General features: G+C 51.4%; 21 protein-coding genes. 10 read left to right on the top strand and 11 right to left on the bottom strand.

The window, feature by feature from the left end; translation table 11 throughout:
• Positions 1 to 245: 245 nt before the first annotated feature.
• A complete protein-coding gene (locus BQ5591_RS02070; RefSeq protein WP_071148242.1) occupies positions 246 to 1172 on the bottom strand; it encodes a helix-turn-helix domain-containing protein in 927 nt (308 codons plus the stop codon).
• Between the two features lie 151 nt (positions 1173 to 1323).
• Between BQ5591_RS02070 and BQ5591_RS02065 the strand changes: the two genes are divergently transcribed.
• Positions 1324 to 2025 carry a YczE/YyaS/YitT family protein gene (locus tag BQ5591_RS02065; RefSeq protein ID WP_071148241.1) on the top strand — a complete coding sequence of 234 codons (702 nt, stop codon included), beginning with the start codon at positions 1324 to 1326 and terminating at the stop codon, positions 2023 to 2025.
• A 191-nt stretch (positions 2026 to 2216) separates the two neighbouring features.
• Here BQ5591_RS02065 and BQ5591_RS02060 read toward each other — a convergent pair whose 3' ends face one another.
• A complete protein-coding gene (locus BQ5591_RS02060) occupies positions 2217 to 3680 on the bottom strand; it encodes a TlpA family protein disulfide reductase (RefSeq protein WP_071148240.1) in 1464 nt (487 codons plus the stop codon).
• A gap of 409 nt (positions 3681 to 4089) precedes the next feature.
• Between BQ5591_RS02060 and BQ5591_RS02055 the strand changes: the two genes are divergently transcribed.
• From BQ5591_RS02055 to BQ5591_RS02040, 4 genes are all read left to right on the top strand, one after another.
• Positions 4090 to 4575 (top strand): RNA polymerase sigma factor, encoded by a 486-nt coding sequence (locus tag BQ5591_RS02055; RefSeq protein WP_071148239.1) that lies wholly within the window; start codon positions 4090 to 4092, stop codon positions 4573 to 4575.
• A 12-nt stretch (positions 4576 to 4587) separates the two neighbouring features.
• Complete coding sequence (locus tag BQ5591_RS02050) at positions 4588 to 5160, top strand: hypothetical protein (protein ID WP_071148238.1); 573 nt, start codon at positions 4588 to 4590, stop codon at positions 5158 to 5160.
• 286 nt (positions 5161 to 5446) lie between these two features.
• Positions 5447 to 5842: a hypothetical protein gene (locus BQ5591_RS02045; protein ID WP_071148237.1), complete on the top strand. Its 396-nt coding sequence runs from the start codon at positions 5447 to 5449 to the stop codon at positions 5840 to 5842.
• A 281-nt stretch (positions 5843 to 6123) separates the two neighbouring features.
• A complete protein-coding gene (locus BQ5591_RS02040; RefSeq protein ID WP_071148236.1) occupies positions 6124 to 7638 on the top strand; it encodes a glycoside hydrolase family 30 protein in 1515 nt (504 codons plus the stop codon).
• A gap of 19 nt (positions 7639 to 7657) precedes the next feature.
• On the opposite strand, the gene BQ5591_RS02035 is transcribed toward BQ5591_RS02040, so the two are convergent.
• Together BQ5591_RS02035 and miaB are read right to left on the bottom strand one after the other, a co-directional pair.
• Positions 7658 to 8554 carry a hypothetical protein gene (locus tag BQ5591_RS02035; protein ID WP_071148235.1) on the bottom strand — a complete coding sequence of 299 codons (897 nt, stop codon included), beginning with the start codon at positions 8552 to 8554 and terminating at the stop codon, positions 7658 to 7660.
• Positions 8555 to 9033: 479 nt separating this feature from the next.
• The gene (gene miaB / locus BQ5591_RS02030; protein ID WP_071148234.1) at positions 9034 to 10407 is read right to left on the bottom strand and encodes a tRNA (N6-isopentenyl adenosine(37)-C2)-methylthiotransferase MiaB; all 1374 of its coding nucleotides are present in this window, start codon (positions 10405 to 10407) and stop codon (positions 9034 to 9036) included.
• A 424-nt stretch (positions 10408 to 10831) separates the two neighbouring features.
• On the opposite strand from miaB, the gene BQ5591_RS02025 reads away from it, so the two are divergent.
• Positions 10832 to 11269, top strand: a complete 438-nt coding sequence (locus BQ5591_RS02025) for a hypothetical protein (RefSeq protein WP_071148564.1) — start codon at positions 10832 to 10834, stop codon at positions 11267 to 11269.
• Positions 11270 to 11422: 153 nt separating this feature from the next.
• On the top strand, positions 11423 to 12916 hold the full coding sequence (locus tag BQ5591_RS02020) for a butyryl-CoA:acetate CoA transferase (protein ID WP_071148233.1): 1494 nt from the start codon (positions 11423 to 11425) through the stop codon (positions 12914 to 12916).
• Positions 12917 to 13097: 181 nt separating this feature from the next.
• On the opposite strand, the gene BQ5591_RS02015 is transcribed toward BQ5591_RS02020, so the two are convergent.
• From BQ5591_RS02015 to BQ5591_RS02005, 3 genes are all read right to left on the bottom strand, one after another.
• A complete protein-coding gene (locus tag BQ5591_RS02015; protein WP_022162604.1) occupies positions 13098 to 14459 on the bottom strand; it encodes a TolC family protein in 1362 nt (453 codons plus the stop codon).
• 31 nt (positions 14460 to 14490) lie between these two features.
• Entirely contained in the window at positions 14491 to 17682 is a 3192-nt protein-coding gene (locus tag BQ5591_RS02010; RefSeq protein WP_071148232.1) for an efflux RND transporter permease subunit, read from the bottom strand.
• 92 nt (positions 17683 to 17774) lie between these two features.
• Positions 17775 to 18884 carry an efflux RND transporter periplasmic adaptor subunit gene (locus tag BQ5591_RS02005; protein ID WP_071148231.1) on the bottom strand — a complete coding sequence of 370 codons (1110 nt, stop codon included), beginning with the start codon at positions 18882 to 18884 and terminating at the stop codon, positions 17775 to 17777.
• Positions 18885 to 19226: 342 nt separating this feature from the next.
• On the opposite strand from BQ5591_RS02005, the gene BQ5591_RS02000 reads away from it, so the two are divergent.
• Complete coding sequence (locus BQ5591_RS02000; protein WP_083380845.1) at positions 19227 to 20189, top strand: helix-turn-helix domain-containing protein; 963 nt, start codon at positions 19227 to 19229, stop codon at positions 20187 to 20189.
• Here the strand turns inward: BQ5591_RS02000 and dacB are convergent.
• From dacB to BQ5591_RS01975, 4 genes are all read right to left on the bottom strand, one after another.
• Positions 20144 to 21622, bottom strand: coding sequence for a D-alanyl-D-alanine carboxypeptidase/D-alanyl-D-alanine endopeptidase (gene dacB / locus BQ5591_RS01995; RefSeq protein ID WP_071148230.1), 1479 nt, complete (start codon positions 21620 to 21622; stop codon positions 20144 to 20146). The genes BQ5591_RS02000 and dacB overlap by 46 nt on opposite strands.
• 316 nt (positions 21623 to 21938) lie before the next feature.
• A complete protein-coding gene (gene lpdA / locus BQ5591_RS01985) occupies positions 21939 to 23294 on the bottom strand; it encodes a dihydrolipoyl dehydrogenase (RefSeq protein ID WP_071148228.1) in 1356 nt (451 codons plus the stop codon).
• A 75-nt stretch (positions 23295 to 23369) separates the two neighbouring features.
• Positions 23370 to 23741 (bottom strand): DUF4907 domain-containing protein, encoded by a 372-nt coding sequence (locus BQ5591_RS01980; protein WP_235817023.1) that lies wholly within the window; start codon positions 23739 to 23741, stop codon positions 23370 to 23372.
• Positions 23734 to 24801, bottom strand: coding sequence for a Kelch repeat-containing protein (locus BQ5591_RS01975; RefSeq protein ID WP_071148561.1), 1068 nt, complete (start codon positions 24799 to 24801; stop codon positions 23734 to 23736). The genes BQ5591_RS01980 and BQ5591_RS01975 overlap by 8 nt, the downstream gene beginning before the upstream one ends.
• Before the next feature lie 299 nt (positions 24802 to 25100).
• Here BQ5591_RS01975 and BQ5591_RS21745 point away from each other — a divergent pair, with 299 nt between their 5' ends.
• Entirely contained in the window at positions 25101 to 25715 is a 615-nt protein-coding gene (locus BQ5591_RS21745) for a DUF4270 family protein (RefSeq protein ID WP_235817022.1), read from the top strand.
• A 50-nt stretch (positions 25716 to 25765) separates the two neighbouring features.
• Positions 25766 to 26416 (top strand): DUF4270 family protein, encoded by a 651-nt coding sequence (locus BQ5591_RS21740; RefSeq protein WP_235817021.1) that lies wholly within the window; start codon positions 25766 to 25768, stop codon positions 26414 to 26416.
• The last annotated feature ends 103 nt before the right edge of the window (positions 26417 to 26519 follow it).

The raw sequence follows: 26519 nt of genomic DNA, 5'->3' as shown, positions 1-26519 counted from the left end.
TGCAAAGATACCTCTTTTTTAGAAAACAGATGCGGAGAGCATTTAAATCCTTAGCAACCCTTAACAAATTACCGGATTATCATAAAACATGTTATAAAACAGTCTTTTTTATTTGTTTTATTTGCAGATTTCCCAAAAGTCCGTACCTTTGCAACGTGTTTTTCATAGTATTAGATTTAAGGTTAACAAAGGTTGGAGTACAGCGGTACTCCTTTTTTTATGCCTGTACGCAAACATTGCTTCCGTCACTTCTTTCCGTCTGCGGCAGGCGTCTTGTCCATCTCCATCCACAACTTCTTGCGAAATCCCAAAGGAGTCTCGCCCGAACAACGCCTGAAAAACTTGCAGAATGCCGATGTATCGCTGAAATTCAGCTTGGCTGAGACATCGTTCACCGTCAGCTTCCGGTTGCCCAGCAGCATGCGTGCCTCCATCAGCAACAATTCGCTGATAATGGCATTCACCGTCTTTCCTGTGCCACTTTTTACGATGCGCGACAGATATTGCTCACTGATGGCCAGTTCGCGAGCATAGAAAGAGACAAAATGTTCTTCACGAAAATGACGGGTAACCAGCGCATAAAACTCCTGCAATACATGATCTTTAGGACTGACATGCTTGCGTATCGGCGTCTTGCGCGACAGAAAGTCGGCAATGTCCAGAAACAGAGCGTTGCACACTGCCTGGACGCGACGGAAAAGAAACTTATGATCGGACCGAAGCAACTGCATCAGAAACTCCAACTGGCCGCGCACGGCGTCTGATTCATCCGCAGTCAGCAGTATCGTATATTGCCTGTTCTGCCTCATCGTAGCCAATACCATAGCCGTTATCTGCGTCAGATAGGAATCGTTGGTAAACATGGTTTCCGAAATGGAAAGCGTAATGAAATGAATATCTTCGGAAGAAAACAGATGGTCGGTCAGGAAGTTTGCTCCATGCACCAGCAGGGTTCCGGCTTCCATCACAATGTGTTCACCATTGAGCAGAATCTCCGAACGACCCTCCAGGATGAATATCAGATACAGTTCGCGGTTGAAGTAGGCTTCGCCCTCGGGATAGTTTCGGTCGCCATAGACGCTCTCGAAGCACACCACATCTTCACCGTAATGAGGAATATCCGGATGCCTTTTCAGCATTCCCGCATTGTCAAATATACACGATTTTACCATTTTCGAGCATTATACAAGCTACAAAGATAGCACTTGTTTCGTAATCGACAAAAATTATGTCATATCGGATAATATCCATGCAACAGAAAAGCACGAACTTTGCCGCCGGAAAAAACAGGTATTAGAATATAATTAGGAAAGAGGTAAAAAGATGGAAATGAAAAGTATTATCAAAAGGTATTTAGTTTTTGTATTGGGACTGTATTTTCTGGCTGCGGGCGTAGTGCTCATTGTCCGTTCGGCCTTAGGTACTACCCCTATTTCGAGTATCAACTATGTAATGAGTCTGAACACACCGCTCACATTGGGCACCTGTACGTTCATCATCAACATGTTGCTCATCGTAGGTCAGTTCTGGCTGATACGCGGGCGAGGAAGTCGGCAAGACGTTATGGAAATACTGCTGCAAATACCCTTCTCGTTCATCTTCTCGGCTTTTATCGACTTCAATATGGTTTTGGCCTCCGACATACATCCGGTAAACTATGCTGCCTCCATCGGCTTGCTGCTGGTAGGATGCATTATACAGTCGGTAGGTGTGGTACTCGAACTGAAACCTCGCGTGGCAATGATGAGCGCCGAAGCTTTCGTGAAGTATGCTTCTTCACGCTATAACCGCGAGTTCGGTCGCACAAAGGTTTGCTTCGACATTACTCTGGTCACACTGGCCGTACTTACTTCACTGGCTTTCACACAGACCATCGAAGGTGTACGCGAAGGTTCGCTGATTGCCGCCTGCCTGACAGGCTACATTGTCAGCTTCCTTAATCATAAAATTATGACCCGGAAAAACCTTTATCGCCTGGTGCCCGTATTAAAGGGTAATAGCATAGAATACGCCCCAAAGGCTTAACAAATCTGTAATTCAGCTAATACATGTTATAAAGCATGCATTTTTACTTGGATTATTTGCAGATTTCCAGAAAGTCCGTACATTTGCAATGTGTTTTTCATAGTATTAGATTTAAGGTTAACAAAGGTTGGAGTACAGCGGTACTCCTTTTTTTATGCCCGTACGCGAAGTGCATTCGTCGTGCGGGCTGTTTATTTGGCTATCAGCCGGTCAATCTGGACAGTCGTCTGAGGCCAGGAGGGCCGTACCATTGAACCATAATTCACAATCACTCCTTCTTTATTCACCAGCAGAAAGTAGGGAATGCCGTCGATGCCCAGATGCTTGCGTATCTTACTCCAGTTGCTACTGTCCACCCAGTCCTCAAGAAACAGGCTTTCGATCGCTGTGTCACGCAGGGAGAAACGTTGCAAGATCCGTTCGTAGTCGGCACGTTTCCCGCTACCACAGATACTGATTATGGCTACATCGTCCGTACGATACTGCGCACGCAACTTCTTCATCGGCTCTATCTCTGCCAGACAGGGAGGGCAATGAACTCCCCAAAAGTCGATATAAACCACCTTTCCCCGATGCTTGTCTATCAGCGAGCGCAGGGGCGCCATGTACTGCTCTGCCTCGCTGTCGGAGGCGTCGCCATGGAGCAGATAATGAGAGTAGCCCTCGGGATGCTGCAGATATTCCATGGTCCGCCTGTACAGCAGGTCCACCGCATGGCGCAACACAGGCACCTGCACCAGTGCATCGTACTTCGGACGGGCAGCCGTAAAATCTACCGTATCGTTATGAACCAACGAATTGCCCAGCATATTGGCCAAAAGGAACTGCGACAGCATGTTGCCCTGTTGCTCGTCCACCAAATCCATGTCGGTAAAAGACTCATCGCCCACGGCATAGCGCCGGTATTGCAGATAAAAGTTCAGATGATAAAGCAACCGGAAATGAGCCGACGTAATGACTTCGTCAGACAACAGCGCATTCACTTCCGGAAACAGGGCTTCGTAACCTGCCATCTCCTGTTTCCAGTCCGTCCGTTTCTCAATAAGTATCTGCCGCAAGTATTCGCGCGCATATCGGAAACGCTCGGCACAGTAGTCGGCCAGCAACATACGCTCCGTCAGCCTTGCCACGTCGTCGCCGGGCAAATAGCGGGTCAGGAAGTCGGCCCGCCTCTGTTTCCGCTCCTCATACTCTTTCTCCACAGCTTGGTCGAATGCCTCGCCGGAGGCACGAACATCCTCTGCATAATAATAGTCCGGCAGGTAATAGCCTTCCCCGACAAAATGCTGCATGCCCTGATTCAGAGCTGCCCGCGAACCCTTCACCACGGGATGCAGCAAGTCTTTGAAGTCGATTTGCAGGTAAAGGCTGTCGCCTGCACTGACATACAGACGGGGCGCATAATTGTCCAGCGAAACCTCGCACAGCGCATCGCACAAAGGGAAACGGAAGAAGAAACTGCCATCGTCGCGCAAAGGCGTCGTATAGCAGACATCCTGACCGCTGAAATAGGACAACGATAAACGGAATTTGCGTTCATTGGGATAGAAATCGCGATTCAGCACCTTCCCACATATCACTACCTCGCCCCCGTCCGAAGCCGGCCGGGCAAAGGAACCGACTGCAACCGACGCAATCAGGCAAAAAAGAATCATAACGTGTCGCATGGCTATAGGGGATTATTACAGATCGTGCAAAAATAGAGTTTTGCAGCAGAATACCGCCTGTAAACATTTAAAAAGTCTATAAAGCCGCTAATACGTGTTATAAAACATACTTTTTTGCTTGGATTGTTTGCTAATCTCCGGAAAGTCCGTACCTTTGCAATGTGTTTTTCATAGTATTAGATTTAAGGTTAACAAAGGTTGGAGTACAGCGGTACTCCTTTTTTTATGCCTGTATGTCTCCTCCGCCCTCCCCGTCAGGCCGTCCCCGATGATTCTTCAGTCGGGCCGCGGATTTTCCCCGATTGCCCAGAAATTTTTTCCTAACCGGAAAAAAATAACGCCCTGCCTGTAACTATGCCGAAGCCTTGCACGACTAACGAAACAAAAAAGCAAGGATATGACGGATACCAACAAGGAAAAAGAATTCACCGAACTGCTGCTGCAACACCAGCACATCGTCTATAAAGTGTGCCTGATGTATGCGCAGGAAAAGGAAGATATCGCCGACCTCTACCAGGAGACGGTGTATAACCTGTGGAAAAGCTACGCCACATTCGAAAACCGAAGCAGCTTCAGCACCTGGCTCTACCGTGTCGCCCTGAATACCTGCATCAGCGACCTGCGCCGCCGAAAGCACCACGAGTACGTGCCCCTGCAACTGGCGGACATCGACCTGCCCGACAACGACCCGAAGGCCGAAATGCTGAACACCCTGTACAGCCTCATCCGCCGCCTGAACAAGCTGGACCGCATGTATATCGTCCTCTGGTTAGACGAAAAGACCTATGACGAAATAGCCGAAATCGTAGGTACCAACCGCAATCAGGTAGCCGTCAGACTGCACCGCATCAAAGAGAAACTGAAAACAATGTCCAATCTTTAAATACCCTTTATTATGAATCTGGAAGAAATGCAACAAGCGTGGAAGGAACTCAACGAACGGGTCACACGCAACGAAATTCTGCACTGCGAAGAAGTGAAAAGAATACTGAACACACGACGGGAAAACAGCCTGGAAAAGATGACACGCGTGGAAAAGATGGGACTGGCGATGGTATTGATCGTCTGCATCGTATTCGCGTCTGCCTGGATTGCCCAGCCCGGCTTCCACATCATGCCCGGCATTACAGGAGCTGTACTGATCTTATACGGTCTTCTTGCACAAATCTTCAGCCTGAACAAACTGAGCAAAATCAGACGGGAAACCAATCTGGAAAACCAGGTACGCCACATCCTGCAATACAAGAGCCGTTACAACCGTATGCTGCTGATAGGTTATCCGCTCGTCGCCCTGTTCTTCATCTGCTTCCTCTGCTACTACGGCACACGGTCCAACATCCTCTTCATGTCGCTGCTACTGGCTGCCTGTATCATAGCCGACTACTTTACCTTCCACTACACGCACGACCGGGTAAAAGAGATGATGAGTGCCAATCGTGAACTCAAGCAGATAGAAGAAGAAGGTTAAGGAAGAAGAAAACGTATTGATATGCTTAACAAACCTATAGCAGCCTTAAAACGTGTTAGAAAAAACGCATTCTCCGGCCAGAAATTTGCAGATTTCAAGAAAGGCCGTACCTTTGCAATGTGTTTTTCATAGTATTAGATTTAAGGTTAACAAAGGTTGGAGTACAGCGGTACTCCTTTTTTTATACCCGTACCCCAACCCTGTTAACCTTTACCCTTTCATCCTACAGACAACACCTGCAAACCCTCTGCTACGGCAGCGGTGCATAAAACCCCAACATAGGCTTATGATAAAGCAAGACTACCTGATACGCATGATACAGGAAATCATCTCGATGATTGTAGATGCCCTGCTCCACCGGAAAAGAATACGCGAGAAGGACTGGGAAGAATACGACCACCTGACCCGCCAGATACTGGGCACCGACACCCGTGACCTGCTGAACACCACTGCCGAAGAGCTGACGGCACGCTATGCCGACACGCCCGACGGAATGAATAAGTTGGAGCTGGCCGCCGTCAGCATGTTGAAGCTATCCGAAGAAGTAGAGAAAGACAACCTGCTGCTAAAGTCGCGACTGCGCCAGGAAGGCGCACAGCTGCTGAAATACATCCAGCAGAACAGCGGCAACTACTCGCTTCAGCGCGAGTTCCTCATCCAACTGCTGCAAACCAATCCGTAACCTGAAAGCCTAAGCGGATGGTCCAAATACTTAACAAATCTGTAACAGATTTAAAACGTGTTATAAAACAGCACTTTCCGGTCGGGAAATTTGCAGATTCCGGAAAAGGCCGTACCTTTGCAACGTGTTTTTCATAGTATTAGATTTAAGGTTAACAAAGGTTGGAGTACAGCGGTACTCCTTTTTTTATGTCCGTACGCGAAGTCGCCATTAGGCGTAACACTTCGCAGAAACGTAACAACATACAAAGTAAACATCAAACCCATAATCATACGAATGACATGAAAACATCAGCCAGACTATTCCTGTCGTGCACAGCCTTATTGCTGTCGGCACACCTCGAAGCACAAACGTTCACCCACATCAGCAGCAGCGAAGGCAACACATGGCAACAAGCCAAAGTACGAATGCAATCCTCGCCCCGACAGACACCTCTGCTCGACGTGACAGACGCCACCGCTCCCATCACCACTTTCCGGGCATGGGGAGCCACCTTCAACGAACTGGACTGGGACGCACTGGGCCTGCTCACCCGCGACGAGCAGGACGAAATACTTCACAACGTCTTTGCCCCCGACGGCGACCTGCGCATTGCCCGCGGACGCATCTCGATGGGAGCCAACGACTATGCCCGCTCGTGGTACAGCTGCGACGAGATGGAGGGCGACTTCGAACTACGCTACTTCAATATCGACCGCGACAAGCAGGCCATCATCCCCTTCGTACGCGCCGCGCAAAAGTACAACCCCGACCTTACCTGCTGGGTGTCGCCCTGGTGCCCGCCAAGCTGGATGAAAATCAACGGTGACTACCCCGTACTAAGCAGCCCTTACAACAACCTGCCCGAAAAGATGAATTACCTGCTCTATGGTCAGACGGGAGGAGAAACCGACCCGGACGAAATGAAGCTGACCGGCGAGCGCAACGGCAAGTTCCCCAAGAAGCTGGCCACTACCGACTATATGATACAAGACCCGCGCTACCTGCAAACCTATGCCAACATGTTCTGCAAGTTCATCGACGCTTATCGCGAGCAGGGCATACGCATCGACATGGTGATGTACCAGAACGAAGCCTACAGCTACACTCCCTATCCCGGCTGTGCCTGGACAGCCGAAGGCACCATACGCTTCAACCGCGACTACCTGGCACCTACCCTGAAGCGCCTGCACCCCGACGTGAAGCTTTACCTGGGCACCTTCAACACCAACCGTCAGGACTATGTGGAGAAGATACTTGCCGACCCGCAGCTACAGTCCTGCATCTCGGGCATGGGATTCCAATGGGAAGGACGCGAAATACTGCCTGAAATACGCCGCCAGCACCCCGACTGGAGCTACATCTGTTCGGAGAGTGAATGCGGATGGGGCAGCTTCGACTGGAAAGCAGCCGAGCATACCTTCGAGCTGATGAATCACTACCTGGGCAACGGCTGCAACGAATACATCTTCTGGAACTTCATCCTGGCCGACAATGGCGAAAGCCCCTGGGGCTGGAAACAGAATGCCCTGATCAGGGTGGACAGCCAGACACGCACCTACACCTATACCCCCGAATATTATGCCGCAAAACATTACAGCCATTTCATCGGCCGGGATACACAAATCGTAGGTTACCATCCGGCCTCGGAAGGCAACACACCGGTATTAGTGGCCAAAACAGCCGAAGGAAAGACGGTAGTCGTAGCCGGAAACTTCAACGACGAAGCGCGCACTGTCAGCCTGAAACTGGGCAACCGCTACCTGAACATCGAACTGGCGCCGCACTCCTTCAACACCCTGACGGAGGGGCGCTGACACCTGTGCCCGCCACGGTTTACCGCATGGGCAGCGACGGACGTGGCGGGAGTATCGTAGGCCCTTCACTTCTGCTTTTGCTGTCAAAGATGGCTGTACGGAGAATTTCGTACAGGATGCCGCCTACGTCGAGCCCCAACGTGAACTTGTCGAACTTATAATAAGGAATAACCACCGGCACCGTCTGCCAACCTCCGCGCATGGAGTCGTAGTAACGCTGCACACCTACCTCCATGCCGAAGCGGTCGGTCATGTCAATCACCATGGTGGCACCGTAACTGTTCGTGCCCATACCGTACGAATTGCCCATCACATACGAGCCGAAGGCACGGAAGGCCAGGCGGTCGGAAACCTGATATTTCAGCATCCCCGACGTGTTGAACATCTGACGGCTGAGGTGCGACATCGTCATCTTCATGGCATTCATCTGGATCTGGAAGTCCAGCCGGTCGCTTAACTTGTGTCCGTAGCCTATCGAAGCCTCGTTCAGCCGACCGATGCCGGGCAGTGAAGTCTGACTGCCTGCCCCCATCAGATAGCCCCTGCTGAGGCGTGTCATCACGCCACCGGTGCTGTAATCGCCCCGGTAGAGCGGCGAAGGATGGGTGTAGTAAGGGATGACGGGCATCGCATCGAGCGAGAAGCGGGGTGTCGGCTCGGACACTTCGGACGCACTGGCTCCTTGCTGCGAAGGCAGATCCGGAGCAGCCTTCACCAGCTCCATCAGGTCGGGAGCCACGATTTTAGGGGTATTTACCGAGGGGACATACGGCAGTTCGCCGTTCCCCATATCCAGGCGAAGCGTGTCGCGGGGCGCATCCTCCGCCCCAGCCTGTGCCCACACGTCGTGTGGGAGCAACGCCGCCAACAGGCTGCATATCATCACTTTCAGACAGACTCTCCGTACGATGTACATATCCTCCTCCTTTCTTGTTTCGGACAGCCCGGACCACTACCAGCCACCTCCGGCGCCGGCGGGCGAAGACACCACTGCCGCAGCGCGTCGGGAGAAAGGCTTCCGTCGCAGGCTCTACTTACAAAAGTAGCAAAATTCCCGTTTCCCTCATGCTGACGGAAACGATTTTATACATTATTCAACCTTTGCCTGCACAGGCACGGCATATTCTACAAAAGTTAAGAGAAAAGAACGCACAACGGCGCTCTGCAAGGAATATTCTTAATCAGGAAACAGCCCTCATCCGATTCCGTAACTTCTTGAATATAAGTACTGTTAGGTCCTGTCTATCTCAGTATACGACTGAGGGTACCTAAGTATAGGACTGAGGGGGGCTAAGTATACGACCGAGGGTGCCTCAGTATACGACTGTGATAGACTCCCCCGGTCGGTATGGATATGTTATAAAGAAAAATAACTGCCTGCGAAGCAGTGAGACGTCAGGCTGACGCCTCTTCGCCCTTCAGCGTGGCCGAGCTGGCTTCGGTGATTCGCACACGCACGAAATCGCCTACGCGGTGTGTGCCGCGGTCGAACACCACTACCCTGTTCTGTTCCGTCCGTCCGAACAGCTGGTCGCGGCTGCGCTTGCTCACTCCCTCGACCAGCACCTCGAAGGTCTGCCCCACGCAACGTGCGTTGGCCTCGGCCGACAGTCGGTTCTGCAAAGCGATGATTTCGTTCAGTCGGCGTATCTTCACCTCCTCGGGAACGTCGTCGGGCAAGTGCTTGCTGGCATAGGTACCCGGGCGTTCACTGTACTTGAACATGAAAGCCGCATCGTAAGCGCACTCCTCCATCAGCGAGAGCGATTGCTGGTGGTCTTCCTCGGTCTCACTGGAGAAGCCCGAGAAGATGTCGGTCGAAAGTCCGCAGTCAGGAATGATGCGGCGGATGGCTGCTACACGCTCCAGATACCACTCACGGTCGTACTTGCGGTTCATCAGCTTCAGTATGCGGCTGCTTCCGCTCTGCACGGGCAGGTGGATGTGCTTGCACACGTTGGGCATGTCGGCAATGACGTGCAGTGTCTCGTCGCTCATGTCCTTGGGGTGCGACGTAGTAAAGCGCACACGCATACCCGGAGCAGCTTCGGCTACCTGGCGCAGCAGCATCGGAAAAGTCACTACCTCCCCGTCGGCGCGCTCGAAACGGTACGAATTGACGTTCTGCCCCAGCAGGGTCACTTCCTTGTAGCCTTTCTGCTGCAAGTCGGCCACCTCGCGCAAGATGCTTTCCACATCGCGGCTGCGTTCGCGGCCCCGTGTATAGGGAACTATGCAGTAAGTACAGAAGTTATTGCATCCGCGCATGATGGACACAAAACCTGAAATGTGATTGCCGCAGATGCGCGAAGGCACGATATCACGGTAGGTCTCCGTGGTAGACAGTTCCACGTTGATGGCTTTCTCGCCCGCCTCTACCGCCGCAATCAGGTCGGGCAAGGTCAGGTAGGCATCGGGGCCTGCCACCAGGTCCACATGATGGTTGGCGATAAGGTCTTCCTTCACCCGCTCGGCCATACAGCCCAGCACGCCCACAATGAGCCCGCGATGCTTCTTCCGCATCGAGTGGAAGAACTCCAAGCGGTTCAGAATCTTCTGCTCGGCATTGTCGCGCACCGAACAAGTATTCAAAAACACGGCATCGGCCTCGTCCAGCGTCTCGGCCATCGTATATCCGGCCATTTTCATAATCGACGCAACCAGTTCACTGTCTGCCACATTCATCTGGCAGCCGTACGTTTCGATGAACAATTTCTTATTGTCACCGGCAGTTGCAGATTTTAAGTCTGCTCCCGTTTGATTTTCCATTATTCCTAAAGTTTATTGATTTCGGGGACAAAGATAATGAAAGGACAGTGCCGGGGAAAATGAAAACAATGTTTTCTGAAGTAACACATCCAACGTGCGCGCCCACACCACAGATAAACCGAAAAACAAACGCCATTTTTGGCCTAAAACACCTTAAACGAAAAGAAAATGCAACAGAAATAGCCTGTTTGACAGTGATTCTACTAATTAATGTTAACGTAAAAAGCTTTTTCTGACTGTTAATTTGGTAAAAAAAGAATTATTTTACATTTTTGTGCAATGAAAGAAACATTAGATTTTTTCATAGTTAAGGTTTAGGTTAAAAAAATTAAGGGGAGCTGTGAAGCTGCCCTTTTTTATTGCCCAAATGTTAGGGGCTATCAGATTAATTAACTACCTTTGGCGGTGAAAAACAAGCATGCGTATGGAAGATATCTTCAAGTTTCTGTTGGTGGCAGGAATCATCGTGGTCGGAATCATCAAGCAGTTCAGGAAGGAAGCCCAAAGTACCGAAGCTCCTCCCAGTGATGAACATGGCATGCCCCTACCCCACGAAGCCAATCCGCTTCCCGAAAACTGGGGAGGAGAAACCTATGGCGGATACATTCCCGAAGGTCCCAAACCAGCCGAACAGCTCCATACCCCGAAAAAGCAACAGAAGACTTCCAGACCCGAACCTTTCATCCCGCGAAGAGACCGGCAGACATCATCGCACCGGATCAGCCCGACTTCGCAACCGACCGCCCCTCCGGCCCCTGCCGGGCAAGAAACAGACCACGCTGCAACCGACTTCGACCTGCAGTCGATAGAGGAAGTACGGCGAGGCATCCTTTGGGCAGAAATACTGAACAGGAAATACTGAAACCTGCTGTCGGTACATAAGCATTCGGTTCCTTCGCTTTTACGTTTGCAAGTTGGCAAGATATTACCTTTCTTCAACTGAACGGCTAAAAGACTCACGAACGGACAGACTTGACCCTGAAATCTTTAACATCAAAAATATAAAAGAACAATTATGGCATTTAATTACATTTCAGCAGAAGAAGCTGCAAGCCTCATCAAACATGGCTACAACATTGGTCTGAGCGGATTTACCCCCGCAGGAACTGCCAAAGCCGTTACACATGCTTTGGCTGCCATCGCAGAAGACGAACATGCAAAGGGAAATCCTTTCCAGATCGGTATCTTCACCGGAGCCTCTACAGGTGATGCCTGCGACGGTATCCTGTCGCGCGCCAAAGCCATCCGCTACCGTGCTCCCTACACCACCAACCCCGATTTCCGCAAAGCCGTAAACAACGGTGAGATTGCCTACAACGACATCCACCTTTCGCAAATGGCACAGGAACTGCGCTATGGCTTCATGGGCAAAGTAAACGTAGCCATCATCGAAGCCTGCGAGCTGACCGAAGACGGTAAAATCTATCTGACTGCTGCCGGTGGTATCGCTCCTACCGTATGCCGCTTGGCCGACATGATCATCGTCGAGCTGAACGCTGCACACAGCAAGGCAGCTATGGGCCTGCACGACGTGTACGAACCCCTTGACCCGCCTTACCGCCGCGAAATACCCATTACCAAGCCCAACGACCGCATCGGCTTGCCCTACATCCAGGTAGATCCGAAGAAGATTGTAGGCGTAGTAGAGACCAATTGGCCAGACGAAGCACGTTCGTTTGCTGCTGCCGACCCCGTAACCGACAAGATCGGACAGAACGTTGCCGACTTCCTGGTACACGACATGAGACGTGGCATCATTCCGCAAAGCTTCCTGCCGCTGCAGAGTGGTGTAGGTAACATTGCCAACGCCGTACTCGGCGCACTGGGACGCGACACCACAATCCCCGCCTTCGACGTATATACCGAAGTTATCCAGAACTCCGTGATCGGCCTGATCCGCGACGGCCGCGTGAAGTTTGCTTCAGGCTGTTCGCTCACCGTTACCAACGACTGTCTGAACGGTGTATATCAGGACATGGACTTCTTCCGCAACAAACTGGTACTCCGTCCGTCGGAAATCTCCAACAGCCCCGAAGTTATCCGTCGTCTTGGCGTTATCTCTATCAATACTGCCATCGAAGCCGACATCTACGGTAATGTAAACTCTACCCACATCGGCGGAACGAAGATGATGAACGGTATTGGCGGCAGCGGCGACTTCACACGCAATGCCTACATCTCTATCTTCACCTGCCCGTCTGTAGCCAAGGAAGGCAAGATCAGCGCTATCGTTCCGATGGTATCGCACGCCGACCACAGCGAACACGACGTCAACATCATCGTTACCGAGCAAGGTGTGGCCGACCTCCGCGGCAAGAGCCCGAAGGAACGTGCACAGACTATCATCGAGAACTGTGTTCACCCCGACTACAAGAACATCATGTGGGATTACCTGAAACTGACCGACGGCAAGTCACAGACTCCGCACGCCATCCGTGCTGCCCTGGGTATGCACGCCGAGTTGGCTAAGAGTGGCGACATGCGCAACGTTGACTGGTCACAGTATTAACAGACATTCTCCAACGGGACATAACCTGTTGATAAGTGAATAAACGACAAGGGATAAAGAAGTGGATGCTACGAAATCCATCTTCTTTATCCCTTGTTTCTATATAAAAAGCCATCCCTGGAAATCACTTCCCGGAATGGCTCGTCTTCTTATAAAAAAGAGTATAAAGAGAGATTAGTATCTATTCCTGTCCTCCACCCAATGCGCAATAAAGACTGATTACACTCTGTATTTCGCTGAAGCGGTTGGCGGTCTGCGTAAGTTGGGCACTCAGCAGGTTCTGTTTGGCAGTAAGCACATCCAGGTAAGTCGTAGTGCCATGCTCCATAAGCAAGGATGTACTCTTCACGGCTTTCTGCAACGAAGCTACCTGCTTGTCCAGCAACAGGCTCTTGTCGCGGCTGGTCTGCCAGGCCGTCAGTGCGTCGTTCACTTCGCTGCCTGCATTCAGCAGAGTCTGTTGGAAAGAAAGGGCGGCTTCTTCCTGTTGCGCCTTGCTGATCTTAAGCTGTCCCAACAGCTGTCCGCGTGCAAAGAGCGGCTGGGTGAGCGAACCTACGGCCGAAGCCAAGAACTTGGCAGGATTAATAATCATGGATCCGGCCGAGTTGGTCCAGCCTGCACTGCCACTCAACGTAATGGAGGGATAGAAAGCCGAGCGTGCCGCATTGGTGGCATAGAAGGCCGACTCCAACGACCGTTCGGCCATACGTACGTCGGGCCGATTGGCAAGCATCTGCATGGGGATACCTACAGATAACTCATCGGGCATCTGCACGCCAGCCAGTGTACCACGTTCGTAGGAACGGGGTGTCTCGGCCAGCAACAATGCAAAGCTGTTTTCTGCCTGGTTGATTTGCTCTTTCAGGTCGAGCACAGATGCCTGTACCTCGTAACAGGCGGCTTCCATCTGCGATACGGCAGCCTCGTTGGCCTGTCCTGCATTCATCAGGGCACGGGTAGAGCGAACGGTTTCTTCCCACGACCGGGCCATATCCTGCGCACAGGCAAGCTGGTCGTCGAGCATCAGCAACGTATAATAGGTATTGGCTATACCGGCAATAAGCTGTGTACGTACAGCCTGCTTATAATCCTTACTTTGGGCATAAAGAGCCTGTGCCTGCCGTTTGCTGTTGCGCATCTTACCGAAAATATCCAGTTCCCAACTGGCAGTAACGGGCAGCGAATAGGTCTGTGTAGCTTTTCCGCCATCGAAGCTGCTTACCGTCCCCTGAGGAGCCAATGCAAACGAGGGCAGAAATGCAAGCTTGGAGGAAAGCAAGGTAGCCTCGGCCTCCTCGATACGAAGCTGTGCGGACAGATAATCGGTATTGTTCTGCAAACCTTGTTCGATATAGGCCTGCAGCTGCGGATCGGTAAAAAGCTCGTGCCAGTCCATGCTGCCGAGACTGGTAGTGTCTTCAGTGCTGAACTCTTCCCCATAAAGGTTGTCGGGCACGCTTTCGGCCGGCTTATATTTGGTATATATGCCGCAGCTGCTCAGCAGAGCAGCGGCGGTTGACAATAAAATAAGTTTCTTCATATTAGTTGATGGATTAATTTTTTAAGAATGATTATTTCTCCTCATTAAACCCACTACGTTCTGCCAGGCTTCTTTCGCGCTCCAATTGCACCTGAGCATCGGCTTCCAGTTCCTGGTGCGGACGAATCTTCTCCTGCATATATTCGAAGATAATGTAGAATACCGGCACAACGAACAACAATGCAAGGGTTCCGATCAGCATACCACCCACGACGGTAGTACCCAATGACGAGTTACCGTTGGCACCCGCACCACTGGAGAACATCAGCGGAAGCATACCGAATATCATGGTAAGCACCGTCATCAGGATAGGACGGAAACGTACCTGTGCTGCTGCATAGGCCGACTCAATAATACCCATGCCCTTGCGCCGACGCTCGATGGCAAACTCCGTAATCAGGATGGCTGTCTTGGCTAACAGACCGATCAGCATAATCATACCTGTCTGCATATAAATGTTGTTCTCCAGTCCGAAGAGCTTGGCAAACAAGAACGATCCGAACATACCGAACGGCACAGAGAGGATAACGGCAAACGGTACCAGGAAGCTCTCGTAAAGACAGGCCAGAATCAGGTAAATCAGGAAGACACAAATACTGTAGATAAACACTGTCTGGAACTGGCTGGTATTGGCCTCCTCACGCGAAATGCCACCGTACTCGTAACTGTAGCCCGAAGGCAACATCTGTTCGGCCACTTCGGCAATCGCTTTCTGTACCTCACCGGTAGAATATCCTTCGGCTACATTCACGTTGACAGAGATAGAACTGAACAGGTTGAAACGGTTCTTGATTTCGGCACCTTCGGTCTTGCTCAACGTAACGAACTGGCTGAGAGGAGCCATCTCCGTACCGTTGCGCACAAACATATTGCTCAGATCCATCTGGTCCAAACGATATTTTGGATCGGCCTGAAGCATCACGCGGTACATCTTGCCAAACTTATTGTAGTTGGACACATACGAACCACCACAATAGCTACCCAATACGCTCAGTACTTCGTTGGGTGAAATGCCGGCACGCATACATTTGGCAGCGTCTACATCTACCGAAATCTGCGGGAAGTTCTCGGCATAGGTCGTATAAGCCATTGCCACCTCCGGACGTTGGTTCAGCGCACCGAGATATTGCAGCACAGCATGATAGAAAGTGGTCATGTCGCCACCCGTCTTGTCCTGCATGTTCAATTCTACCGAGTTACCCATACCGTAGCCCGGAATCATAGGCGTCTGGAAGCAGAATATCTGTGCATCCTTTATCTGGGCAAACTGAGCATTGAGGCGACCCATCACGGCTTCTGCCGAATGTTCACTGCCACTACGTTCGCTCCAGTCTTTCAGACGGATGATAATCATACCATACGACGTACCCTGTCCAGAAAGGAAACCGTAACCGGCTACACGCTGGAAGTGGGCTACTTCGGGAGTATTGGTCAGAATGGCATCTACTTTATCCAGCACCTGAGTGGTCTCCTTCAGTGTGCTACCTGGAGCAGTGCTGACATTGGCCATGATGGTACCCTGGTCTTCCTGCGGTACAAGTCCTGTTTTGGTGGTGTTCATAAAGAATACCAGCAGCACAACAGCAGCAACCAGAGCTGCCCAACACATCCAACGATGGTGGATGGCAAACATCACACCTTTCTTATACTTGCCCAACAAAGCGGTATAAGAAGCATTGTAAGCGGCACGAACACGACCATTAATACTCTTGGCACTCTTCGTACCTGATGCCGGACGCATCAGCAAGGCGCACAATGCCGGACACAGTGTCAGGGCACATATCATGGAGAGACCTACGGAAGTAGCCATAGTAATACCGAACTGTGTGTAGAAAACACCGGACGTACCACCCATGAAAGTCACAGGGATAAACACGGCCATGAACACACAAGTACAAGAAATGATGGCCATCGTCACATCGCCCATCGCATCTTTGGTAGCAAGGTAAGGCGACTTGTAGCCAGAGTCGAACTTCTCCTGTACCGCCTCAACCACCACGATAGCATCATCCACCACCGTACCGATGGCCAACACCAACGCAAACATGGTCAGAATGTTCAGACTGAAGCCTGCAGCAATCAGGCAGGCAAACGTACCTACCAACGAAACGATGATAGATATAGAAGGAATAAGCGTACTCTTGAAATCCTGCAGGAAGAAGTATACCACCAGGATAACCAGAATAATGGCAATAACCAACGTCTCTACAATACTGTAAATCGAAGCATACAGGAAGTCATTAGAACTCATCAGATTGACAAACTCCAATCCTTCGGGCAGGTCTTTTGACAACTCATCGAGCAAAGCCGAGATTTCGGCATTCACGGCAGTAGCGTTCGATCCTGCCGTCTGGAAGGCCATGAAGGCAATGGCTGTCTTACCGTCCATCTCGCCTTGGTAACTATAGCTCAATGCACCCAGCTCTACTTCGGCTACATCCTTCAGACGAAGAACAGAACCGTCTTCCTGTGCACGTACGACGATGTTCTCAAAGTCAGATACTTCTTTCAGACGGCCACGATACTTCATGGTGAGCTGGTATACATTATCCGAATTCTCGCCCAATGAGCCCGTAGGTGCCTCCAGGTTCTGCATAGCCAATACTGCACTGATGTCCGAAGGTACCAGGCCATACTGCGCCATTCGGTCAGGTTTCATCCAGATACGGATACTGTAAGGGGCGTTCATCGCCATCACGTCGCCCACACCGGCAATACGCTTGATCTGGGGCACAACATTGATATCAAGGTAGTTTCCGATAAATGCCTGGTCGTAACGCCCGTTGGTGCAGACCAGTGAATTGATTTGCAGAAAGCTGGTCTGACGTTTCTGCGTGGTCACACCGATTTGTGTTACCTCGGCAGGCAACAATCCCTGTGCCTGCGTCACACGGTTCTGCACGTTCACTGCCGCCATATCGGGGTCGGTACCTTGCTTGAAGTAGACCTGTATGGTAGCTGAACCGTTATTGGTAGCCGTCGAGGTCATGTAAATCATGTTTTCCACACCGTTGATACTCTCCTCCAACGGCATGATAACGCCGTTCATCACGGCATCTGCATCGGCACCCGTATAAGTGGCTGATACGTATACTGTAGGTGGTGCAATATCAGGATATTGTTCCACAGGCAACGTGAACAGCGAAATCAGGCCGATAGCAAAAATAAGGACGGAGATGGAGATGGCCATCACCGGCCGTTTAATGAATATGTTTCCTTTCATAATGTTCGTTGTTTATGGGAGTCAAGAAGTTCGGGAACGGTTCCCTTCAACTCCTTCAGCTCCTGCAGGTTTTGCCGAAAGCAAAACTTAGGTTATTTTATCTGCATTCCCTCTCTCAACAATCCGGCTCCTTTCGCCACGATTTCCTCGCCTGGCTTCAGGCCGTCCATTACTACAAATTCGCGACCGTTGTTTATCGGTGCTACCGAAACCAGTGTAGAAGCGGCCTTTCCGTCCACTACCTTATACACCAGATATTTGTCCTGCATCTGTACGGCTGCTCCCTGCGGGATGACAATACAATCCTTGTAGACACTGGGAATAGATACACTGCCGGAGGCTCCACTGTGCAGCAGACGTGATTCGTTTGGGAAAACGGCACGTGCAATGACCGTACCCGTCTGGCGGTCGATGACACCACTGATGGATTCGATTTTTCCTTTCTCGGCATATACGGAGTTATCGTTCAGGGTCAGTGTTACTTCGGGCATGTTCTTCAGTGCCTCGTCCATCGAACCGTACTGACGGGTGAGGGAGAGCAGCTGATTTTCGGTCATGGAGAAATAGACGTACATCGTGCTATTGTCGCTCACCGTAGTAAGAGGTTGTGCCATGGCCGAGCTGACCAATGCACCTACACGATAAGGCAAAGCACCCACAACGCCGTTGCTGGGACTCTTTACTTCGGTATATGAGAGGTTATTACGGGCATTCACTTCCTGTGCCTCGGCCTGTGCCAGTTGTGCCTTGGCAGTGAGGTAATTGTTCTGAGCCGTCTTCAGACTGAACTCTGATACGACTTTCTGCGCATACAGTTCCTTCTGGCTACCATAGTTCAGCTCGGCTGTAGCCAAAGAGGCACGGGCTGTCGCTACATTGGCCTCGGCCGTCTTCAGGGCTGCTTTATACGGAACCTGATCGATAATGAAAAGTAACTGACCTTGACGCACGGCTTCACCTTCGGTCACGCAGAGCCGTACAATCGTACCCGATACTTGCGGATAGATGTCAATGTCCTGCCGTCCGCGGATAGTGGCGGAATAGGAGGTGGAAAGTTCCTTATCGGTGGTAGCCACCGTCATAGTCTCGTAAGAAGAGGATTGCACTGCGGCATCCGATGCCTGCTTGCATGATGTCAATCCCAAAAACGTGCAACCGACGAGTGTCATCAGTCGCATCTGTTTACCTTTTAACTTTTTCATATTCGAATTATTGGTTTAGAAACTGACGCAAAGATAGACGAACGGAACAACCTACAGGTTATCCATACGCCTTAATCGATGTTCCATATTTCCTACAACCGGATTGTTTTACTTAAAAAATATTGCAAAAAGAACAATTGAACAGCTTTTATGGCAAATAGAACAGCCTGTTTTTCCTAATATTCTACACCTTTGCAGTGGAAGAGGAGAACACCCGTCCTCGAAAGACAAACTGGTGCGGAAATCTCCGGGAAACAGAAAGACTTTGCAAGTTGCCCGTAGCCTACCTCCGCAACCGGCCAAAATGATACCGGTTTATAACTTAAATAATAGATTATAATTATGTATTTGGAAAAAGAAACAATTGCCACAGTCGACATCGACTACTTCAGAAAGTATAAGGAAGAAATGGATGAAGACTACGTGGACTATGTGGACGAAAACGTCGTCGTGGCGCGAAACATAGATAACTTGCCCGAATCCAACCAAATGATCAGGCTGAACCTGTTCATCATCGTGACCTGCATCGAAGGCAAACTCCAGCTGAGCGTCAACGGAAAAGGCTATCAACTGCAGACGGGAGAGGCATTTATCTGCCTGCCCACCATGATTCTGAGCGATATGTTGGTCAGCTCCCGTCACAAAATCAGCATGATAGGCTTCTCCACCAAATTCATGCAACAGACAATGAAGCGGGGGAAGGCAGCGGAAAAAGCCTTGTATTACATCTACAAGAACCCGGTGTTTGCCCAAGTGACGGACAAAAATACAAAGGGAATCCACAACATTGGCCTGTACAACGAGCTGATTATGGACAAAATAGGCGACACCTCGCATCCCTACCGGCAGGAAATTCTGGGACACCTCTTTTCGGCTCTGCTCCACGAAATGCTGGCAGGCATCCAGAAACATTCCGACACAATCGAAGAAACGGGAATTAAAGCCGACCGCAGTAAACGGATTTTCAGGCAGTTCATGAAGGAAGTGTCGGAAGACGGCGGAATACACCGCTCCGTGAGCCACTATGCCGACCGGTTGTGCTACTCGCCCAAATACATCTCCAGCGCTATCAAAGAGGTCAGCGGACGCACACCTACGGAGTGGATCAACGAATACGCCATCGAACAGATAAAATATCAGCTGAGACAATCGGACATGTCTGTCAAGGAGATTGCCGAGATGTTCAACTTCCCCAACCAGTCATTCTTCGGCAAGTACGTGAAAGCGCATGTAGGCATGTCGCCCGCCCGCTACCGTGCTTATTCGAACGGTAAGGAACAAAGCGACTCGCAGACCGCATCCTGAAAGGCCCGTGCCTGACGTGCCGAAAGCGCGTTCTGCGTCATGATGGCGAAGGCCACCCAGTGTCCGCCTTTCGTCTTCAGATAGCCAGCCAGCGCATTGATGCCGGTATACGAGCCTGTCTTGGCATGTACCTGCCGGAAGGCCGGTGTGCCGTATCCCATGCGGTACTTCAACGTACCGTCCATGCCACTTACAGGCAGGGCCTTGTAGAGCGGGGCAAAGATGTCGGTGCGCGAATAGGCGTAGCGCAACATGGCCACCAACAGCTCGGGCGACAGATAGTCGTAGTGCGAAAGACCGCAACCATCGGCCAGTCTGTAATGGGAAGGATTCAGTCCGATTTTCCGAATCAGTGCTCGCATGGCGTCCAGCCCGTCGTCGGCAGAAACGCGTTTCTTGCCCGTAGCCAGCACGCCCGCGCGACACAGCATGGCTTCGGCGTTCAGGTTATCGCTCTCTTTCAGCATCACGTTGAGTACAGTCTGCATGGGTGTTTCGTGCCGTGCCAGTCTCACGGCCAGTGAATCGTGCGGCAGTTCGCCGAAACTGTAGGCCGACGCAATGGATTCGCGGGTGCTGTCGGCAACGGACATACAGCGGATGCCCGCTTCCTGCAAGCGCTCCACAAAGACGTGCATAAACATGCGACCCGAATCGAACAGGTTGAGCGACCGGGTCACTGCCGACTGCACATTGCCGCGCAGACTGACGCAATTGCCGTTTTCCAACCAGTTGCGGTCCACCCGCAAGGGACCTGCGGCAGACGTGCGGCTGCGTGTCCGGTTATCTATAGTATAATAGGTAGAAGCCGGACTGCATTCGACCCGTGCCGCCAGGCCACGTTCGGCAGGACGCAGCGTGACTTGCAGCACACCTTTGTTGAGCATCAGCGACGAAAGATAGGGCTGAAAGGTGGAAGGAGTGTCGTCCCACAACCAGCCCGTTCCCCAATAGAGCGAATCTTTCATCGATACATCGCCCACAATGCGTCCGTCCAGCACACGGATGCCCCGCTTTGTCAGTCCGCCAATCAGCTCCTTCAGGTCGGTTTCGTCCAGTTCGGGGTCGAAACCGCCTACGACGTACAGGTCGCCCTTCAGCGTATCGCCCACGATGCGCCCACGGGTCCACAGTTCGGTGCGGAAAGGTTCGTCGATGCCCTGCTGCGACAGGGCCGTAATGGCCGTCATCACTTTCATGGTCGAAGCCGGGCGCGACAGCTTGTCGGCCTGATATTCGTAGAGCATACGTCCGGCAGTAAGGTCGTAAATGCAAAGGCCGGCATGGGCACCGGCGGGCAACTCATACTTCAACAAGGAATCGATGCGCGAGGCAAGTGTCGCCACACTGTCGGCCTGCTGTGCAGAGGCACGGTGCGCGAACAGCCAAGAAAACAAAAGCAGGCAACACGCCTGCAGGATAATCCGCTTCATAGTCATCTGTGATATTCAGTGAAGCAAATGAAGCAAAAAGCCGACGAATACGCAAGCGGAAGCAGAGCTTTTTTGCGGCACAGGCCGGAGTTTCGAGGAAAAAAGGCTGGAGTTTCGGAAGAAAACGCCTGGAGTTTCCGTAGAAAACCCGCCGGGTTTTATGGGAAAATGCCTGGGGTTTCGGGAGCAAACGACCGGGGTTTTATACAGGGGAAAAAGGGGTTGTGAGAAACACTTGCACGGCTCGCGTAGAACACAAGTACGGCTCGCGAGCCGTGCAAGTGTGGTTCACGAGCCGTACAAGTGTCTCTCAAACTCACAGTGCCTCGCGGAAAATCTCGCCTACTGTGGGATGCGGGAAAACAATCTTTTTCCACTCTGCCACAGTCAGTTTCAGTTCTATCGCCATACCTGCCAGGGTGATGATTTCGCTGGCCGGGTTGCCCAGCACGTGTGCGCCCAGAATGGTGTCATCGTCGGCAATCAACAGCTTGCATACTCCGTTGACACCTTCGTTTTCGGCCACAAAACGACCACTGTAAGCCATCGGCAACTTGACCACACGGCACGCGATGCCTTTCCGTTGCAGCGACTCTTCGGTCTCGCCCACGCCGGCTATCTCGGGATTCGTATATACCACACCGGGGATGGCACGGTAGCTCATCGCATCTTCTCTGCCGGCAATGTGGTTGACTGCTACCTCGGCTTCGCGCACGGCAGTATGTGCCAGCAGCGAGAAACCTGTCAGGTCGCCACAGACGTATACGCCCGCCAGGGATGTCTGCATGTGTTCGTCCACCACGATGCTACCCCGTTCGGTCTTCTGCAGTTCCAAGTTTTCCAGTCCGAAACCTTTCGTCACCGGACGACGGCCCACACTCATCAGCAACCGCTCAGCCACAACTGAACCGGCGCCCTCGGCGTTCTCGTAATTCACCTGCACCTGTCCGCTGCCGTCTTCGGCCATTGCCAGCGAAACGACCTTCGTACTAAGCATGAACTTCACGCCACGCTTGGCGTACTCGGCACGCAGGAGGGCCGAAAGTTCCTTATCCATGCCTCCCAGAATCTCGTCCATCATTTCGACAACCGTCACCTGCACGCCCAGACTGTTGAAGAACGAAGCGAACTCCATGCCGATAACTCCACCGCCGATAATGGTCAGCGACTGGGGCAACTCCTTGTTGTCGAGCGCATCGCGATGCGTCCAGTAGGGCACGGTGTCGACTCCCACAATGGGCGGAATGAAGGTCTCCGAACCGGTGCAGAGCAGCAGGTTGTCGCATTCGTACACCTCTTCGCCACAACGCACGTGGTTCTTGTCCACCACTTCGGCCGCGCCGGTCACTATCTTCACACCGTGGGCGGTCAGTTTTCCCTTCACACCCAGCACCAGCTTGCGCACCACTTTCTGCTTGCGGGCAATGATTTTGGGCAGGTCGAACCCGACGTTCTCTGCCGAAACGGCATACTTCGCCGCATGGCGTGCGCCGTCGTACGTCTTGGCCGAATACAGCAATGTCTTGGTTGGGATGCAGCCTTCGTTCAGACAGACGCCTCCAAGGCTGTTTTTCTCGAAAAGTACCACACTCATTCCTGCCTTTCCGGCAGCTTCGGCAGCCGTATATCCCGCAGGACCTCCGCCGATAATGGCAATTTGATATTTATCCATGGCATTTTAACGTTTTAAGATATTTGCTCGCAAGATACAACAAGTATTTCAAATACGGGCAGCATAGCCACAGATTTATTTGTTGCGCGCCTGTTTCAGGGCCTCTTTCACCTCGTCGGGAGTGACCGAAGGCGATTCTCCATCAAACAGTTTCCGGCAAACCAGTTTCCCTACCTGCATGGCATCGCGGCGGGTGTCAAACGCCTTTCCCCCACCAATGGCCGGTATGCGGGTCTGGCGAATCAGCGTATCTTCGCCACACAGAATCGCATAACCATACCCTCCATTTACTTCCAACGTCAGGCAACGCAACTCGTTCTCCCCGGTCGGGCGCGAACCACCCATACAGCAAGAAAGGTATGCTGCCATTACAGACAACATACCCGTCTTCACAATAAACGTCAGCTTCACACGATACATTTCTTTTTCCTTCTTTGCATTATACATCTTCCTGCTCGTCGGGCAACAGTTCGTACACGTCGTCAAAGTAGCTGCCTCCCGACTGTCCGGTCAGTACAAAGCCCCGTTTTCCGTTCGAGAACGATACCGCTCCGTCGCGTGAAGAGGCTCCCGAATAGTTATTGTGCACGTCGGTCAGCGGCGTAAAGTCGTCATCCGAGTCGCCGTACCACAAATCCTGGTCTGGGTCGTACTTCCAATAGTCGGCTGTCACACCGCTCCGGTAGCCGGTCGCAATGTAAGCATAACCGTCGATGACGAAAGACACTGTGCTATAACGGGCAATGGCGTAATCGTCGTCATAGTCTTCGTCGCTGTTCGTATTGGCAATGTCGCGCAATTGCGTCCAGGTAGTTCCGTCAAACTTCCAGAAGTCGCTCAGATTGGTACTGTTGTCCGTGCCGCAACACACGTAAGCCACATCGTCGATGACGAAAGCCGTACCATAGGCACGCTTTTCGGGTCCTCCGCCGTTACCGGCATCTTTCGTCCACTGCGAGCCGGCTGCCGCATTGGGATCGAAACGGTAGAAGTCCTTGTAACTGCCCTGTGTGTCTTCGTTGTAGCCCGTACCTACATAAGCATATCCACCTATCACAAATGCCAAGGCACCGTCACGCGGACCTCCTTTATAATCGTCTTTCTGCGTCCACGAGTCCGAAACCGGATCATACTCCCACGTATCGGCCACATAGTTCGAGTAGCTTCCGTCTTTCACCGAGCCTGTAGTCACATATCCCTTCCTGTTCAGTGCAAAACCCGTAGCATACTTGCGGCCTACGGTCGGCATGTTGGCCAGCTGTTCCCAGTTGTTGTTATTCATGTCGTACACCCAGAGGTCATTCATATATTCTTTATTTGCTCCACGAAAACCTCCACACAAGTATCCCTTCTCGTCGATGGTGAAGCTGCAGGCATAGGCACGCGGTTCGGCCTCGAAGCCTGATCGCTTCATCCATTGTCCCTGCGTGTACTCGTCATCGTCCGTACAGCTGCTTCCGGCCAGCAGGACCAGCGGCAGCATCATTCCCAATAATAATCGATTCATATACATATAAAACTGTTTGTTTAATGATTTAATTCATGTTCCGTAAGCTGTTTGCCCAGCAATCGAGGGAAAGGAACTCGCGAATTATCCTTTTTTCCCCGTCTGTATTGCGTGGCGAAAATAGACCATGCTCCGGATGTATGCAAAAAGAACCGACCAACAGGGGTCAATATCCGATAAACGCCCTTCAGGCAACCGTCCGAAGCGTTTAACGGCAAAAATGGCCCAACCGCCGATTTTGATAGGAGCATGCCCTACTTTTCCTTTTCCTTTGCAGAAAAAAATGAAAACGGAACACTATGAGAAAACTATTGTATAGCCTGCTTGCGGCCATCATCGTCTGCTACGCCTGCCAAGACAATAACTCCAGTTTAGGGAGCAGTCTGGTAGAAAGCTCATTCTACAACATATTCACCAACAGTTGCACGGTAGACCTGAGCACCATTCTGCTGGACTCCATCGAAACGCGCGAAGACACCATCTGCCAATTCGGCTACTATCAGGACACCCTGTGGGGCGAAGTGTCAGCCACTTACTGTGCCGAATACTCGAAAAACTCCTTCAGCACCTCCAGCGGGCACGATTACCAGTTCGACTCACTGGTGTTGCGCATGATTCCCAGCGGACACTATTGGGGCGATACGCTGACGCCCCAGTACATATCAGTCTACCGGCTGAAATCGCCCATCGTACTCGACAATGACGAAGACTTGTACAACACTACCGTCATGGCTACGGAAGATACCCCGCTGACCCGCTTCAGCTATCTGCCGCAACCCGGCCGTCAACGCGAAGTAACGGTACGCCTGCCCGACGCAATGGGCCAACAATTGTTCAACGACATCCTCACCGAGAACGATTATCTCAACTCACAGGAAAACTTTAAGAAGACGTTTCCCGTCTTGCTCTTGTAGCCGATCTTGACGGCAGCTGCATCACCGGCTTTCTGGTGAACGACTCTTCGATGAGCATCAACCTGCACTACCGCGATATCTCCAACCAAACTACCGAAAGCAAACTGACCTTCAGCGTCAATAGCGAATATGCATATACCAGCGTTCGCCACAACACCACAAACACTTCACTCGACAGCATCAGCGGAGGTATCGGAAATCTGGTTCATGCCAGCAGTATGGGCTACCGTGCCTATCTGCAAGGACTGACGGGTTACTACAATCAAATCGAATTTCCCGACCTGAACGAACTGCAAAGCGCAGGAGAAATAGTTTCGATAGAAAGTGCTACCCTCTACCTGTATCCTTTGGCACACTCGTACAATGAAGTCAGTCAGCTCCCCGAAGAACTGCGACTTTACATCACCGACGAAAACAATGTTCTAGAAGATTATGTCTATGGCAGCGACGGCGTAACGGTACAGACTGGCAACCTGACCATAGACGAAATGTACGGCCGCGAAACCTATTACTCTTTTGACATGACCCAGTTCATTCGAAACAATTTCGGAACATGGGGCAACAAACGGCAAAAGTTGCTGATGAGCCTGGAAGAAGGAGAAATGGCCACTACTTTCAATCAGGTGGTATTCACCAATGCTCCCGATAAAGACAGGCAATGCAGACTTGATATCAGAATAAAAATCTATAACGAGCAATGAAACTTATGAAACACAATCATAAAAAAATCATCATACTGTCAGGCATATGCCTGTTCTTCTGCCTGTTCTGTCCGGCACAGAACACCACCAACCTGCCTACATC

Origin of the sequence: Bacteroides ndongoniae, from assembly GCF_900108345.1 — a bacterium.
GTDB classification, from domain to species: domain Bacteria; phylum Bacteroidota; class Bacteroidia; order Bacteroidales; family Bacteroidaceae; genus Bacteroides; species Bacteroides ndongoniae.
This window is presented reverse-complemented; position numbering and strand designations above follow the sequence as displayed.

Excerpts from the sequence above, each read along its gene's own strand:
- BQ5591_RS02070 (WP_071148242.1), bottom strand. The coding sequence starts at position 1,172 with ATGGTAAAATCGTGTATATTTGACAATGCGGGAATGCTGAAAAGGCAT.
- BQ5591_RS02065 (WP_071148241.1), top strand. The coding sequence starts at position 1,324 with ATGGAAATGAAAAGTATTATCAAAAGGTATTTAGTTTTTGTATTGGGA.
- BQ5591_RS02060 (WP_071148240.1), bottom strand. The coding sequence starts at position 3,680 with ATGATTCTTTTTTGCCTGATTGCGTCGGTTGCAGTCGGTTCCTTTGCC.
- BQ5591_RS02055 (WP_071148239.1), top strand. The coding sequence starts at position 4,090 with ATGACGGATACCAACAAGGAAAAAGAATTCACCGAACTGCTGCTGCAA.
- BQ5591_RS02050 (WP_071148238.1), top strand. The coding sequence starts at position 4,588 with ATGAATCTGGAAGAAATGCAACAAGCGTGGAAGGAACTCAACGAACGG.
- BQ5591_RS02045 (WP_071148237.1), top strand. The coding sequence starts at position 5,447 with ATGATAAAGCAAGACTACCTGATACGCATGATACAGGAAATCATCTCG.
- BQ5591_RS02040 (WP_071148236.1), top strand. The coding sequence starts at position 6,124 with ATGAAAACATCAGCCAGACTATTCCTGTCGTGCACAGCCTTATTGCTG.
- BQ5591_RS02035 (WP_071148235.1), bottom strand. The coding sequence starts at position 8,554 with ATGTACATCGTACGGAGAGTCTGTCTGAAAGTGATGATATGCAGCCTG.
- miaB (WP_071148234.1), bottom strand. The coding sequence starts at position 10,407 with ATGGAAAATCAAACGGGAGCAGACTTAAAATCTGCAACTGCCGGTGAC.
- BQ5591_RS02025 (WP_071148564.1), top strand. The coding sequence starts at position 10,832 with ATGGAAGATATCTTCAAGTTTCTGTTGGTGGCAGGAATCATCGTGGTC.
- BQ5591_RS02020 (WP_071148233.1), top strand. The coding sequence starts at position 11,423 with ATGGCATTTAATTACATTTCAGCAGAAGAAGCTGCAAGCCTCATCAAA.
- BQ5591_RS02015 (WP_022162604.1), bottom strand. The coding sequence starts at position 14,459 with ATGAAGAAACTTATTTTATTGTCAACCGCCGCTGCTCTGCTGAGCAGC.
- BQ5591_RS02010 (WP_071148232.1), bottom strand. The coding sequence starts at position 17,682 with ATGAAAGGAAACATATTCATTAAACGGCCGGTGATGGCCATCTCCATC.
- BQ5591_RS02005 (WP_071148231.1), bottom strand. The coding sequence starts at position 18,884 with ATGAAAAAGTTAAAAGGTAAACAGATGCGACTGATGACACTCGTCGGT.
- BQ5591_RS02000 (WP_083380845.1), top strand. The coding sequence starts at position 19,227 with ATGTATTTGGAAAAAGAAACAATTGCCACAGTCGACATCGACTACTTC.
- dacB (WP_071148230.1), bottom strand. The coding sequence starts at position 21,622 with ATGAAGCGGATTATCCTGCAGGCGTGTTGCCTGCTTTTGTTTTCTTGG.
- lpdA (WP_071148228.1), bottom strand. The coding sequence starts at position 23,294 with ATGGATAAATATCAAATTGCCATTATCGGCGGAGGTCCTGCGGGATAT.
- BQ5591_RS01980 (WP_235817023.1), bottom strand. The coding sequence starts at position 23,741 with ATGTATAATGCAAAGAAGGAAAAAGAAATGTATCGTGTGAAGCTGACG.
- BQ5591_RS01975 (WP_071148561.1), bottom strand. The coding sequence starts at position 24,801 with ATGAATCGATTATTATTGGGAATGATGCTGCCGCTGGTCCTGCTGGCC.
- BQ5591_RS21745 (WP_235817022.1), top strand. The coding sequence starts at position 25,101 with ATGAGAAAACTATTGTATAGCCTGCTTGCGGCCATCATCGTCTGCTAC.
- BQ5591_RS21740 (WP_235817021.1), top strand. The coding sequence starts at position 25,766 with ATGAGCATCAACCTGCACTACCGCGATATCTCCAACCAAACTACCGAA.